At 38.8% G+C, this 13,021-nt stretch carries 19 protein-coding genes and 3 pseudogenes; all 22 read left to right on the top strand.

Features of this window, described 5'->3' with window-relative positions:
• Positions 1 to 445: pseudogene (locus tag K3248_RS08330) on the top strand (Vomp family autotransporter); the annotation flags it as partial.
• Positions 446 to 601: 156 nt separating this feature from the next.
• Positions 602 to 841, top strand: a complete 240-nt coding sequence (locus tag K3248_RS08325; protein WP_220717872.1) for a hypothetical protein — start codon at positions 602 to 604, stop codon at positions 839 to 841.
• 40 nt (positions 842 to 881) lie between these two features.
• A complete protein-coding gene (locus K3248_RS08320) occupies positions 882 to 1,139 on the top strand; it encodes a hypothetical protein (RefSeq protein ID WP_220717870.1) in 258 nt (85 codons plus the stop codon).
• A 453-nt stretch (positions 1,140 to 1,592) separates the two neighbouring features.
• Positions 1,593 to 2,128 (top strand): annotated as a pseudogene (locus K3248_RS09230) (YadA-like family protein); the annotation flags it as partial.
• Between the two features lie 595 nt (positions 2,129 to 2,723).
• Complete coding sequence (locus K3248_RS09225; protein WP_373925597.1) at positions 2,724 to 2,789, top strand: hypothetical protein; 66 nt, start codon at positions 2,724 to 2,726, stop codon at positions 2,787 to 2,789.
• Between the two features lie 831 nt (positions 2,790 to 3,620).
• Positions 3,621 to 3,884: a hypothetical protein gene (locus tag K3248_RS08310; protein WP_220717869.1), complete on the top strand. Its 264-nt coding sequence runs from the start codon at positions 3,621 to 3,623 to the stop codon at positions 3,882 to 3,884.
• 124 nt (positions 3,885 to 4,008) lie between these two features.
• Positions 4,009 to 4,191, top strand: coding sequence for a hypothetical protein (locus K3248_RS08305; RefSeq protein ID WP_220717868.1), 183 nt, complete (start codon positions 4,009 to 4,011; stop codon positions 4,189 to 4,191).
• Between the two features lie 123 nt (positions 4,192 to 4,314).
• Positions 4,315 to 4,413, top strand: coding sequence for a hypothetical protein (locus K3248_RS08300; protein WP_220717876.1), 99 nt, complete (start codon positions 4,315 to 4,317; stop codon positions 4,411 to 4,413).
• 293 nt (positions 4,414 to 4,706) lie between these two features.
• Positions 4,707 to 4,835 carry a hypothetical protein gene (locus tag K3248_RS09220; protein ID WP_220717867.1) on the top strand — a complete coding sequence of 43 codons (129 nt, stop codon included), beginning with the start codon at positions 4,707 to 4,709 and terminating at the stop codon, positions 4,833 to 4,835.
• Positions 4,836 to 5,527: 692 nt separating this feature from the next.
• Complete coding sequence (locus tag K3248_RS08290; protein ID WP_281421935.1) at positions 5,528 to 6,211, top strand: hypothetical protein; 684 nt, start codon at positions 5,528 to 5,530, stop codon at positions 6,209 to 6,211.
• The gene (locus K3248_RS08285) at positions 6,102 to 6,830 is read left to right on the top strand and encodes a hypothetical protein (RefSeq protein ID WP_220717865.1); all 729 of its coding nucleotides are present in this window, start codon (positions 6,102 to 6,104) and stop codon (positions 6,828 to 6,830) included. Before K3248_RS08290 ends, K3248_RS08285 begins: the two co-directional genes overlap by 110 nt.
• Entirely contained in the window at positions 6,767 to 7,012 is a 246-nt protein-coding gene (locus K3248_RS08280) for a hypothetical protein (RefSeq protein ID WP_220717864.1), read from the top strand. Before K3248_RS08285 ends, K3248_RS08280 begins: the two co-directional genes overlap by 64 nt.
• Positions 7,009 to 8,349, top strand: a complete 1,341-nt coding sequence (locus K3248_RS08275) for a hypothetical protein (protein ID WP_220717863.1) — start codon at positions 7,009 to 7,011, stop codon at positions 8,347 to 8,349. The genes K3248_RS08280 and K3248_RS08275 overlap by 4 nt, the downstream gene beginning before the upstream one ends.
• Positions 8,286 to 8,681: a hypothetical protein gene (locus tag K3248_RS08270; RefSeq protein WP_220717862.1), complete on the top strand. Its 396-nt coding sequence runs from the start codon at positions 8,286 to 8,288 to the stop codon at positions 8,679 to 8,681. Before K3248_RS08275 ends, K3248_RS08270 begins: the two co-directional genes overlap by 64 nt.
• A gap of 4 nt (positions 8,682 to 8,685) precedes the next feature.
• The gene (locus K3248_RS08265) at positions 8,686 to 9,099 is read left to right on the top strand and encodes a hypothetical protein (RefSeq protein ID WP_220717861.1); all 414 of its coding nucleotides are present in this window, start codon (positions 8,686 to 8,688) and stop codon (positions 9,097 to 9,099) included.
• A 413-nt stretch (positions 9,100 to 9,512) separates the two neighbouring features.
• Positions 9,513 to 9,881 (top strand): hypothetical protein, encoded by a 369-nt coding sequence (locus K3248_RS08255; RefSeq protein ID WP_220717860.1) that lies wholly within the window; start codon positions 9,513 to 9,515, stop codon positions 9,879 to 9,881.
• Complete coding sequence (locus K3248_RS08250) at positions 9,835 to 10,650, top strand: hypothetical protein (protein ID WP_220717873.1); 816 nt, start codon at positions 9,835 to 9,837, stop codon at positions 10,648 to 10,650. The genes K3248_RS08255 and K3248_RS08250 overlap by 47 nt, the downstream gene beginning before the upstream one ends.
• On the top strand, positions 10,614 to 10,934 hold the full coding sequence (locus K3248_RS08245; RefSeq protein WP_220717859.1) for a hypothetical protein: 321 nt from the start codon (positions 10,614 to 10,616) through the stop codon (positions 10,932 to 10,934). Before K3248_RS08250 ends, K3248_RS08245 begins: the two co-directional genes overlap by 37 nt.
• A 38-nt stretch (positions 10,935 to 10,972) precedes the next feature.
• Positions 10,973 to 11,353, top strand: coding sequence for a hypothetical protein (locus K3248_RS08240; RefSeq protein WP_371875526.1), 381 nt, complete (start codon positions 10,973 to 10,975; stop codon positions 11,351 to 11,353).
• 58 nt (positions 11,354 to 11,411) lie between these two features.
• A complete protein-coding gene (locus tag K3248_RS08235) occupies positions 11,412 to 11,642 on the top strand; it encodes a hypothetical protein (protein WP_220717857.1) in 231 nt (76 codons plus the stop codon).
• A gap of 525 nt (positions 11,643 to 12,167) precedes the next feature.
• Positions 12,168 to 12,431: a hypothetical protein gene (locus tag K3248_RS08230; RefSeq protein WP_220717856.1), complete on the top strand. Its 264-nt coding sequence runs from the start codon at positions 12,168 to 12,170 to the stop codon at positions 12,429 to 12,431.
• Positions 12,428 to 13,021, top strand: a pseudogene (locus K3248_RS09010) (hypothetical protein); the annotation flags it as partial. The gene K3248_RS08230 and the pseudogene K3248_RS09010, both read left to right, overlap by 4 nt.

Below are 13,021 nucleotides of genomic sequence, written 5' to 3'. Positions count from 1 at the left end.
TTATTCGATGAACAATACGTTAGCGAGCTATTTTGGTGGCGGAGCTGAGTATAAAGAAGGCAAATGGACAGCTCCAAGCTTTAAGGTTAATACAGCAAGTGCAGATGGTGGCAAGGCTGAAGAGCAGAGCTATGATAATGTAGCAAAAGCCTTTGCTGGTGTTGGTACATCTTTCAGCAATCTTCATAATGAAGTGACGAATGCTGTTACGGATATTAATAATCACATCAACAATATGGTGAGTGATAGTCTTGTTAAGCAAGATGAGAAGACACATGTTATTGCCGTTGGAGGTGAAAAGAGTGGCACTGAAGTTACGTTTGCGAATACTGATGGAGCATCACGGACCCTTACAGGTGTAAAATCAGGAGCGCTTACAGAAACATCAGCTGATGCAGTAAATGGTTCACAACTTTTGCAACCAATCAAAATGTTACGACAGTAACAAATGATCTTAAACGGTTCTTGAGAATACTTCGAAATTCTTAGAGGTGGAGCAGATATATTGAAAGGTGTTGCACCGACTTATACAGTTCAGATAAGAGTTATCAGAGTGTAGCGGATGCATTTGTTGGTGTTGATCGTTCATTCACAGAGCTTCATGAAGAGATTGCAAAATACGAGTGATCTTTCAGATACGATTAAGCAGAATGCATTGTTATGGAGTGATAAAGATCATGCGTTTGTAGCGATCCATGGGCCTGATGCTGACAAGAAGAACAGCAAGATTACGTCACTTGCCAATGGTAGCATCACTGAAGATTCTACGGATGCGATCAATGGATCACAGCTATATTCCTTGAATCAGACGCTAGGCGAGCTATTTTGGTGGTGGTGCTAAGTTTGAGAATGGTCAGTGGGTAGCACCAAGCTTTACGATATTGAGCTTTAACGAGGATGCAGTCTCTGAGGAAACGAGTTATAATAGTGTTTCTGCTCTTTTGCGGGTGTTAATCAATCATTCACAAAACTTCACCAGAGAGCTTTCAGAAACTGTTGAGCAGAATGCGTTGTTGTGGAGTGAAGCGGATGAATCCTTTGTAGCGCTTCATGGGACAGGATCAGATAAGCACAATAGCAAGCTTAGCCATCTTGTTGACAGGATATTTCTGCGGGTTCGACAGAAGCGATTACGGTAACCAGTTGTATCAGTTGAATCAGACGTTAGGGCTTATTTAGGAGGAGGAGCGAGCTATCAGGGAGGAGAATGGACAGCGCCTCATTTTGAAGTAAGACAGTTCAAGAGTGATGGCAGTTCTTCTGAGAGTAAGAGCTATGATAATGTAGCAGGTGCATTTGAAGGAGTTAATGGCAGTTTATCAGGTCTTAATGATCGTCTTAATAGTGTAGCGCAGGATGTTAGCTCGAACAGTTTGAACTGGAATGATGATTTAGGCGGCTATGATGGTCGTCATCATGGAGAAGACAGTAAGATTACGTAGTAGCGGATGGTGATGTATCAGAAGGTTCGAAAGAAGTTGTGAATGGAGGACAACTTTGGGCGACAAACCAGAAAGTATCAGCGGTTGAGAACCGTGTAGAAAGCCTAGATCAGCATGTTAAGGATGTTGAAAGTGCTGTTACGAACGACAGTTAACTATGATAAGGATGATTCTGGTCATAAGACGAATAAAGTTACGTTGGTTGGAGGCGATGAAAGTGCCCTGTGTTGATAGATAATTTAGCGGAAGGTCGGATAGAAAGTGGTTCGAAAGAAGCGGTTACGGGGGGTCAATTAATGGATTATACGGATCAACAGATGAAGTTAGTGCTTGAAGATGCGAAGAAGTATACGGATGAACATATTACTGATATAGTCAACAATGGTGTTAGTGAGTCCAAAGCTTATACAGATATGAAGTTTGAGACATTAAATTATGCCACTGAGGATGTCCGGAAAGAGGCAAGACAGGCTGCGGCTATTGGATTGGCGGTATCTAATTTGAGTTATGACGATACACCAGGAAAATTAAGCTTTTCATTTGGTACCGGTATGGCGCAGTCAATCTGCCTTTGCTATTGGTGCTGGTTATATGTCTGAAAATGGAAAGATCGTTCTAACGTGTCAGCAACGAGTGCTGGAGGTCATTGGGGCGTAGGTGCTGGATTTAGGATCACATTGAACTAATAGTAAAAAATTTAAAAATAAATTTCCCTTCTTAAAACTAAGATGAAGGAAGTTTTTTAATACTTACGAATACCGATAGGGAATAAAGGAGTATTATCAACAAATATATTTATTTTTTACTGGTAAGCGTGTTGTGAAAAAGTTACTTATCATATTAAAGGGGAATGATTTGAGTAAGTTGTATTTTTCAGACTTTATTGTTGTATGAAGAGTAGCTTTGGGAATTTAAAAGTTATCTTTTTATTAAATGTTTTCTTTATAATAAAGATAGAGATAAAATAGCGTTTTTAGTCATAAAGGGGGATAAAATGCGCTGTATGTTATTTTTATGATGTTACTAATGATCAGATTATAGGGAGGCAATTATTATCAGTTTCTATTTTTACTCAAGACTCTTTGCATGATTATACGGATGAGCGCTTTAACGATATTGTTAATAATACAATCAATAATGCTGTTAATGAGACAAATATAAAGTTTGAAGCGTTAAAGTATGAAATTAAGAGATTTGCAAAGAATCCAAACAGGTAGTAGCGGTAGGTTTAGCGGTATCGAATTTGAGTTATGAAGATAGACTGTTAATTTATCGATTGGGGTGAGTATATGGCGCAATCAATCAGCTTTTGCTGTTGGAGTAAGTTTAAGAGAAAAACTGAATTGATAGAGAATCGTTAAGATTGCTGATCTGTTCTACATTTACACTTATGAAGAATAGTTATTCATAAATATAGTTATTTATAAATTGAGTTATAAATTTTCATATTTTTCTAAAGTACTTTACTTAAATTGTTGAAAAAAGATCACACAACTCTGTAAATATATCCAATTGATAAAAAGTTTTATTTTTTATTGCTATTTTATTATAGAAAGAATATGACTCGTAAAGTATCTTAGTAAGACTCATTTTGATCAAATAACAATTCAAAAGGGGGAAGTAATGCGTAAAAGTTGGAAATATATCAAAGAGCCAAATTCACATATTTGCATTACGCTAAATAAGAACATGTTCTAGCAAAAAAGCCTTCCAAAAATATTGAGGCATTTAAAAATGTAACCCTCTAACTTACAAGACTAAAAAATATTATTCTTAATGAAATAAAATGAATAAATAAAGACATTACTAAAACTTTCATTAAGTAATCAGATAATTTAATAAGAAAATGCTCTTAATATTTAAAAACCAAAAATCTCCCTTCAAAGCTAGAGAGTAAACCGTAAACTTAAAATTTATTAGAATCTAAATGAGTCCTTTTATGTCCATATAAACATATTTCAAAATTTTCGCATTTAGACGTTATTACAGAAAGCACACATAAAACATACACAAAGACTCAAAACGCCCTATTTAAATATCCACACTCAATTCCCAATTTATCTGAGTAAATGGATAACAATAAAATATGTCTTTTTGTGTCTTGGTGTGTTTTCATATTTTTCATTGGAGAGTTTGTTATGAAAAAATTGCATGCCACATCAAAGAGATCTAGTTTGAATGCTATGCCTATTTCTCGACGTTTATCTTTATTTGCAAAGCTTTCGTTGGGAACGGCAATGGCCATACTCTCATTGGGTGGATTTCTGTGCTGGCTTGAATCTTGCGATAACAGGAGCAAATATTTTAAGCGACAACGCTCCAGCGGTACGTTATTCTAGAGGCAGTCATGGTAGTGTTGTTTTTTCTGGTGATGATGATTTTTGCGGTGCGGATAATGTTATTGGTCGGGAGGAGTCGCTAACCGTGGTGGGAAGAAAATAACTGCAGAAGAAGAATATCAGAGATTTCTCGAAGAAGTAAAGTTTGGAAATTTTTCTCCTATAGTCAGAGCGATAAGCAACAAGTTTGGACTGGTAATGGGCGAACCAGTGGGGATATTGGTTATATGGGAGCTTTGACTGGTGGTGATACGAATATATTGCCTGAGGCTTTTGGTGTTTATTCTTTTGCCACCGGTTGTGGATCTGCTGCAATGGGGAGTTATTCAACGGCATTTGGTGCAAATGCAACAGCACGGACTGGGGATCGCAAGCTTTTGGTGTTGCTGCACTTGCAAATGGGAAGGTGACAGTTGCTATTGGTATGGGCAGAAGCATCAGGAGATGCTGGGGTTTCTTTGTGGACTGACAAAAGCAAGTGGTGAACGTAGTGTTGCTATAGTGAGAAGGCAAAGGCAACAGGAAAATTCGGTATAGCTGTAGGGAATGAGGCAGAGGCATCAAACGAAGATAGCATGGCTATAGGCGTATGGCGCATGCTTTGGGAAAAGCAGTGTTGCATTAGGTCCTGAATATAATGAAAAGAGTGAACATGAGAATGATTATACCACTGCCAAAGCTGATTATTCAACAGCTTTGGGGCTGTTTCTAAAGCTTTGGAGTATGGTTCAACGGCCGTTGGTCATCGTGCATATGCAACGAAAAAATACGCAGTTTCTATAGGTTTATTCAAAAGCAGAAGCAGATAACGCTATTGCTTTAGGTATTATTCTATGCGAATGTTGCTGCTGGTGTTGAAGGTTATCTCTTCTTTGAAGGGGGCGGCGACAAATACTAATTTGTATGGAAAAGCACTTACGGCGCTGTGAGTGTTGGTGATATTGCTAACGGTAAAACACGACAAATTGGAGGAGTTGCAGCAGGTAGTGCGAATACTGATGCAGTGAATGTTGCGCAGTTAAAGTCATTACAAACCTATGTGGATAAGGGCTGAAACTCTCTGTTGATGGTAAAAATGCTAAGGTTGTGGGAATAGACGATACAGTAGATTTTTCAGCTGGAAGTAACAACCTTAATATTACCAAAGGCGCAGAAGACAATAAGGTAAAATTTGATTTAGCAAAAAACTTACACTGGAAAGCGTAACAGCAGGCAGAATATTTTTGATGCCACAGGCTTTAAAATTGCGAATGGTCCACAAATGACCACTACTGGTATTAACGCAGGCAGTAAAAAGATTACAAATGTAGCAATGGGTACTGATGATAACGATGCTGTGAATGTTGCCAGTTAAAAAATGCTGTATCTGCAGCGTCATCTACAGACGAACTTTCTGAATGGACTAACAACAGAGTAAGATTGGGTGTGCCTGATTTCTTTACCTCGAGAGGAAGTGTTGCGATAGGAGCACACTGGCAGGAAAAGCATGGTGATGGTGCTGTTGTTCAAAAGGTCCCACGACAAAATCTGATTTTGCCATAGCTATAGGGACAAACACTTCAGTTAACGATAATCTGAAGGTGGGATGGCTATTGGTTATTTTGCGACAGTGCAACCTAATATTAAGGAGCTATTGCTTTAGGTGCTAACTCCTGCTAAAATTGAGGGAATATTGCTGGTTATGATCCGAAGACAGGACAAGCCTCAGTATCAACAGGTATTGAATGGAGATCTAAGGAAGGTGCGTTGAGTATTGGTAACCCAGGACTTTTTACACGGCAGATTGTAGGTGTAGCCGCCGGTACTCAAGATACTGATGCTGTAAATGTTGCGCAGTTAAAAGTTTTAAGAGAACTGATTACAAAACAAGGAAGTTGGGAGCTTTCTGTTGACAATGGGGAGAATACCGTTATTGGTAGTGGAGATGTCTTAGGATTGACAGCCGGTAGTGAAAATCTCAGCATTACAAACGACACTAAAAAGAAGAAGGTTACATTTGATTTAGCAAAGAACCTTACGCTGGAAAGCATAAAAGTAGGGGATAATACTTTAGATGCCACAGGCTTGAAAATTGCGAATGGTCCACAAATCACGGTTGAGGGTATTGATGCAGGCAGTAAAAAGATTACAAATGTAGCAGATGGTACAGATGCGGCAGACGCTGTGAATTTTGGACAATTAAACAAAGCCAAGCAAGAAGTCCAAGAACAAATCGAAAAGCAAGTTGCATCTAATAGTTTTGTGAAACAAGATCCTGAAACGAAACATATTACCATTGGTAAGGAAACAGATGGTGATAAAATTGATATTACCAATAAAGATGGTAGGCACGAACTTTTCTGGTGTGAAAGCTGGTACAGGAGAAACGGATGCAGTGAATTTTTCACAGCTGAAGGAAGTCAAGCAAGAGATCAAAGACACAGTACATGATGTTCAAGAGCAAATAGCTGCCAATAGCTTTGTTAAGCAAGATGCTGATACGCAACACATCACCATTGGTAAGGATACCGGTGGTGATAAAATTGATATTACCAATAATAACAAAGAGACACGTACGCTTACGGGTATAAAGAATGGTGACATCTCAAAAGATTCAAAAGAAGCAGTCACTGGTTCACAGCTGTTTGAAACAAATCAAAATGTAAATACTGTTTCCAGTAATCTCCAAACTGCTGCCACAGATATAGCCAAGTCCTTTGGTGGTGGCGCTGGATATAAAGATGGCAAATGGACCGATCCAACTTTTACAGTGAAAACTGTTACCGATGAAGGCAACGAAGAGAATGCAACTTATCATAACGTAGCTGAAGCTTTAACAGGGGTTGGAACGTCTATCACGAATGTTAAAAATGAGATTACCAAAGAGGTTAATAATACGATTAACACTGTTAAAGGCGATTCCTTATTGTGGAGCGAAACTGATAAAGCTTTTAGTGCTCAGCATGAGAATGAGGGCGCAAAGCCAATAGCAAGATTACACATCTTTTGGATGGTAATATTGCGTCTGGTTCAACAGATGCCATTACGGGTAATCAACTTCATTCTTTAGGTGATAAGGTTGCGACCTATTTTGGTGGTAATGCTCGTTATGAAAATGGCGCATGGACCGATCCAACCTTTAAAATTAAACGCGTTAAAGCTGATGGTACAGAAGATGAACAAAGTTATACAAGTGTAGCCGCAGCTTTTGAAGGTGTTGGTACTGCTTTCACGAATATAAAAATGAAATGACCAACCAGATTAATAATGCGATTACCAATGTACAAGGTGATAGCCTTATTAAGAAAAATAAAGAAACAAATCTCATCACGATTGGTAAAGAAGTAGCAGGTGATGAAATCAATATTGCCAACAACAAGAATAAGGCACGAATCCTTTCCGGTGTTGCAGCTGGTACTAGAAGCACCGATGCTGTAAATTTTGCACAGCTAAAAGAATTAACCAAAGGGTGGAAAATTGACACGAGTAGAATGGATTTTGAAGATCCTATTGCTGATGGTACTGGTTCAATTGCTATAGGTTCTACGGCATCTTCACTTGCTTCCTTTTCTGTGACTTTAGGGCTCCAATCACGAGCAACGGTGGACGATGGCGTTGCTATAGGATCACATTCTGTATCGGATGTTAGTGCTGGTATTTGGGGTTATGATCCTTTGACAGGTGGATCAGCACACAGTACAAGTTCTGAGTGGTTTAGTAGTTCTGGTGCCGTTAGTGTTGGTGATATTGCTAATAGGATTTCACGGCAAATTACAGGGGTAGCAGCGGGTACTGAAGATAGTGATGCGGTGAATGTTGCGCAGTTGAAGTCCTTACGGAATTACGTAAATCGAGGTTGGAAACTCTCTGTTGATGGTAAAAATGCTCAAACTGTAGGGATAAAAGATACAGTAGATTTTACAGCTGGAAGTAACAACTTTACCATTACCAAAGGCGAAGACGACAATAATGTAAAATTTGATCTCGCAAAGAGCCTTACACTGGAAAGCGTAACAGCTGGCGAGAATACTTTTGATGCCACAGGCTTGAAAATTGCGGGTGGTCCACAAATCACGACTACTGGCATTGATGCTGCCGGTAAAAAGATCACAGGAGTAGCAGAGGGGACTGATGAGACTGATGCTGTGAATCTTGGACAATTGAATAAAACCAAGCAAGAAGTCGAAAAGCAAGTCGCGGCGAGTAGCTTTGTAAAACAAGATCCTGAAACAAAACGTATTACCATTGGTAAAGAAGTAGCAGGTGATGAAATCAATATTGCCAACAACATGAATGAGGCACGTAGGCTTTCCGGTGTTAAGGAAGCTGTAAATGATAATGAAGCTGTTAACAAAGCTCAGCTTGATACAAACATCAAGAAAGTAGAAGATAAATTAGCAGAAGCAGTGGGTAATGTTACGCAACAAGTTCAGGGTGATGCCTTATTATGGAGCAATACTGATAATGCATTTGTTGCTGATCATAAGAAGGATGGAGAAAAACAAAGAGTAAGATTACGCATCTTTTGGATGGTGATATTGCTTCTGGTTCTACAGATGCAGTCACGGGTGGACAACTCTATTCGATGAATGAGCATCTTGCGAGCTATTTAGGTGGTGGCGCCGGCTATGATACGGAAGGCAAATGGCAAGCGCCTAACTTTAAGGTTAATACAGTTAACGCTGATGGTAACTCTGAAGATAAGAACTATACCAATGTAGGGGATGCTTTAGCAGGCGTAGGGACTTCTTTTACAAATGTTCAGAATAAGTTTACCACTGAGATTACCAACCAAATTAATCGTCTTCAATCAGATGATTCCGCCGTTGTTCACTATGATAAGAAGGATGGCGCCATTAATTATGGAAGTGTAACTTTGGTGGCAAAGAGAAACTCTTACAGCTCTCCACAATGTTGCTAATGGTATGATTTCTGATAAGTCGCATGATGCGATAAATGGTGGTCAGATTTATAAAATTGGTGAAGATATAGCAAAATTCTTGGGTGGAAATGCAGCTTTTAACAATGGAGCTTTTACAGGTCCAACTTATAAATTATCGTATATTGCCAAGGATGGCGTTGTAACAGAAAGTTCTCTTGACAGTGTTGGAACAGCCCTTGCAGGTCTTGATCTTAGTATCAAGAATGTGAATGATCGTATTAAGGAAGTCTCAGAGGGCGTTGCACAGGATTCTTTATCATGGAGCAAGGAAGACAATGCCTTTAGTGCGCAACATGGAGAAGAAGAAAAACCAATAGCAAAATTAAATTCCTTGCTTCTGGAAAAATTTCTGCTGCTTCAACAGAAGCTATTAATGGTTCTCAGCTTTATTCTTTAGGCAAAGATGTTGCAAAATATTTTGGTGGTGGCGCTGAGTATAAGGATGGAGATTGGAGCGCACCAAGCTTTACACTGAAAGCTTTTAGTGAAGATGGTAAGGAAAGTGAAAACAAGACATATAATAATGTTGGTTCAGCCTTTGCAGGAATTGATAAAAATTTCACAAATGTAAATAATCATCTGACCAATATTGTTGAAGACTTTAATAAAAAGTCGATAACATTAACAAAGAAGTTAAAGGCGATGCTTTGCTATGGAGCAATGAAAACGATGCTTTTGTTGCCCTTCATGGAGAAGAAGAAAAACCAATAGCAAAATTAAATTCCTTGCTGCCGGGGATATTACAAAAGACTCGACAGAAGCTATTAATGGTTCCAGCTTTTCGAGACAAATAATAAGATTGCGACTTATTTGGGCGGTGGAGCGAAATATGAGAATGGCCAATGGTCTGATCCAAGTTTTAAGGTTAAAACCGTTAATGCTGATGGAGATAAAGAAGATAAGAACTATACCAATGTAGCAGCAGCTTTTGAAGGCGTTGGTACTTCTATTACAAATGTCCAGAATAAAGTTACCAACGATATAACGAATAAGTTCAACGAGTTTACTCAAAACATAACGAATATTACGCAACAAGTTAAAGGCGATGCTTTATTATGGAGTAGGAAGATCATGCTTTTGTTGCAGATCATGGCAAAGATGATGAAAAGGCAAATAGTAAGCTTACGACCTTTTGGATGGCACTATTTCACAAGACTCAACAGATGCCATCACGGGTAAACAACTTTATTCTTTAGGTGATAATGTTGCACAGTACTTTGGTGGTGGTGCAAAATATGAGAATGGGCAATGGGTTGATCCAAGCTTTAAGGTTAAAACAGTTAATTCTGATGGCAACACCGAAGATCAGACTTATCAGAATGTAGCAGCAGCTTTTGAAGGTGTTGGTACTTCTATCACAAACGTTCAGAATAAGTTTACTACTGAGATTACCAACCAAATTAATCGTCTTCAATCAGATGATTCAGCGGTAGTTCACTATGATAAGAAGGGAGAAGGTGAAACTGATTATACGAGTGTGACTTTAGGTAAGGGTAAGGATTATAAACCTGTTGGTCTTCATAATGTTGCTGATGGTATTATTTCTGATAAATCTCATGATGCGATAAATGGTGGTCAGATTTATAAAATCGGTGAGGATATAGCAAAGTTTTTAGGTGGGGGTGTAGCCTTTAACAATGGAGCCTTTACACAGCCGACCTATAAATTATCCAATGTCGATGCAGATGGTAAAATAACAGATAATACCTTCAATGATGTTGGTTCTGCGTTTACTGGCCTTGATGAAAATATCAAGAATGTGAATAATCGTATTAAGGAAGTCTCAGAGGGCGTTGCTCAGGATTCTTTAAATTGGAATGAGAAAGAAAAAGCCTTTATTGCTCAGCATGGAAAGAAAAAACCAATAGCAAAATTAAATTCCTTGCAGCCGGGGATATTACAAAAGACTCGATGGAAGCGATTAATGGTTCCCAACTTTATTCTTTAAATCAAACGGTTGCACAGTACTTTGGTGGTGGAGCGAAATATGAGGAAGGCAAATGGCAAGCGCCAAGCTTTACACTTAAAAGCTTCAAAGATGGTAAGGAAGATGGAACAAAGACTTATCATAATGTAGCGGATGCGTTTTCCGATATTGATTCTAATTTTACAAATGTCGTTAATAACTTTACTGATCAAGTCACGAATATTACTCAAGAAGTTCAAGGTGATGCTCTGTTATGGGATCAGAAAAGTAAAGCCTTGTCGCCCAGCATGGAGAAAAGAAGGTAAAAAGAAAATAGTAAGATCACCTCTTTGCGAATGGAGAGATTTCCAAAGTTTCTACAGATGCAGTGACAGGCTCTCAGCTTTATTCTTTACAGGATCAGTTTGCAAAATATTTAGGTGGTGGAGCAGGTTATGATATGCAAGGCAACTGGACCTCTCCGACCTTTAAGGTTAAGAAATTCGATGATAGTGGCAAAGTAACAGAGCAAGAATATAAAACTGTCGCTGAAGCCTTTGACGGTGTTAATCAATCATTCACGAATATTCATAATGAAGTGAACGAGCAAATTAACCAAGTTGTAGGGGACAGTCTTGTTAAACAAGATCAAGAGTCGCGCATTATATCTGTTGGTGGTGAAAAGAGTGGTACTCAAGTTAATTTTGCCAATGTTGATAAGGCTGCTCGGACGCTTTTGGTGTAAAAGATGGTGCGCTTTCAGCAAAATCGACAGAGGCGTAAATGGTTCACAGCTTTATTCGATGAGCAATACCCTTGCGAGCTATTTTGGCGATGGAGCAGGTTATAATGAAAAGGGAGAATGGCAAGCCCCAAGCTTTAAGGTTAATACAGTTAAAGAGAATGGTAAATCTGAAGAGAAAGAGTATAAGAATGTAGCAGCAGCTTTGACAGGCGTTGGTACTTCTTTCACCAATATAAAAAATGAAATTACCAATCAGATTAATCATCTTCAGTCGATGATTCAGCGGTAGTTCATTATGATAAAAAGGGAGAAGGTGAAACTGATTATACGAGTGTGACTTTTGGAAAGGTAAGGATCTACACCTGTTGGTCTTCATAATATTGCTAATGGACAGATTGCTGCAAATTCCCGTGATGTAGTTACAGGTGGTCAGATCAATACCATTGGTGAGAGTATTGCTAAGTTTTAGGAGGTGAAGCGGCTTTTAAAGAAGGTGGTCTTACACAACCAGCCTATAAATTATCCGAGGTTTCTACAGAAGGTCACGTAAAGATAAGTCCTATAACGATATTGGCTCTGCTTTTGTCGGTCTTGATGAAAATATCAAGAATGTAAATAATCGTATTAAGGAAGTATCAGAAGGCGTTGCACAGGATTCTTTGAATTGGAATGAGAAAGAAAAAGCCTTTGTTGCACTTCATGGAGAAGAAAAGATAGTAAAAACAGTAAGCTAAAGTTCCTTGAGAATGGGGATATTACAGCTAATTCAACTGAGGCTGTTACAGGTAATCAGCTTTATTCTTTGGGTGATAGGTTGCGACATATTTTGGCGGTGGAGCAAAAATATGAGAATGGGCAATGGGTTGATCCAAGCTTTAAGGTTAAAACAGTTAATACTGATGGCAACACCGAAGATCAGACTTATCAGAATGTAGCAGAAGCTTTGACAGGCGTTGGTACTTCTTTCACTAATATAAAAAATGAGATTACCAACCAGATTAATCATCTTCAATCAGATGATTCAGCGGTAGTTCACTATGATAAGAAGGAGAAGGTGAAACTGATTATACGAGTGTGACTTTTGGAAAAGGTAAGGATTCTACACCTGTTGGTCTTCATAATGTTGCTAATGGACAGATTGCTGCAAATTCCCGTGATGTGGTTACAGGTGGTCAGATTAACACCATCTCTCAAGATGTTGCCAAGTTTTTAGGGGGAGATACATCTTTTGAGAATGGTGTCTTTACAGGACCAAGCTATAAATTATCCGAGGTTGATACTCATGGTCAGGTAAATTCAACAGAGTTTAAAGATGTAGGCTCTGCGTTTGCAGGTCTTGATAAGAATATCAAGAATGTGAATGATCGTATTAAGGAAGTCTCAGAAGGTGTTGCCCAGGATTCTTTATCATGGAGCAAGGAAGACAAAGCCTTTAGTGCGCAACATGGAGAAGGAAAAGACAGAACATCTAGCAAGATTACGCACATTTTGGATGGAGATATTACAACTAATTCAAGTGATGCAGTAAATGGTTCACAGCTTTATTCGATGAACAATACGTTAGCGAGCTATTTTGGTGGCGGAGCTGAGTATAAAGAAGGCAAATGGACAGCTCCAAGCTTTAAGGTTAATACAGCAAGTGCAGATGGTGGCAAGGCTGAAGAGCAG

Source organism: Bartonella raoultii, assembly GCF_019659805.1.
In the GTDB taxonomy this organism is placed as follows: Bacteria; Pseudomonadota; Alphaproteobacteria; order Rhizobiales; family Rhizobiaceae; genus Bartonella; species Bartonella raoultii.
Note: the sequence above shows the minus strand (reverse complement) of the source record. Positions and strands in the feature narration are given on the sequence as shown.

Bases quoted from the DNA above. Each gene is read 5' to 3' on its own strand.
- K3248_RS08310 (WP_220717869.1), top strand. From the start codon at position 3,621: ATGCTATGCCTATTTCTCGACGTTTATCTTTATTTGCAAAGCTTTCGT.
- K3248_RS08325 (WP_220717872.1), top strand. From the start codon at position 602: ATGAAGAGATTGCAAAATACGAGTGATCTTTCAGATACGATTAAGCAG.
- K3248_RS08285 (WP_220717865.1), top strand. From the start codon at position 6,102: ATGGTAGGCACGAACTTTTCTGGTGTGAAAGCTGGTACAGGAGAAACG.
- K3248_RS08235 (WP_220717857.1), top strand. From the start codon at position 11,412: ATGAGCAATACCCTTGCGAGCTATTTTGGCGATGGAGCAGGTTATAAT.
- K3248_RS08265 (WP_220717861.1), top strand. From the start codon at position 8,686: ATGATTTCTGATAAGTCGCATGATGCGATAAATGGTGGTCAGATTTAT.
- K3248_RS08245 (WP_220717859.1), top strand. From the start codon at position 10,614: ATGGAAGCGATTAATGGTTCCCAACTTTATTCTTTAAATCAAACGGTT.
- K3248_RS08275 (WP_220717863.1), top strand. From the start codon at position 7,009: ATGACCAACCAGATTAATAATGCGATTACCAATGTACAAGGTGATAGC.
- K3248_RS08305 (WP_220717868.1), top strand. From the start codon at position 4,009: ATGGGAGCTTTGACTGGTGGTGATACGAATATATTGCCTGAGGCTTTT.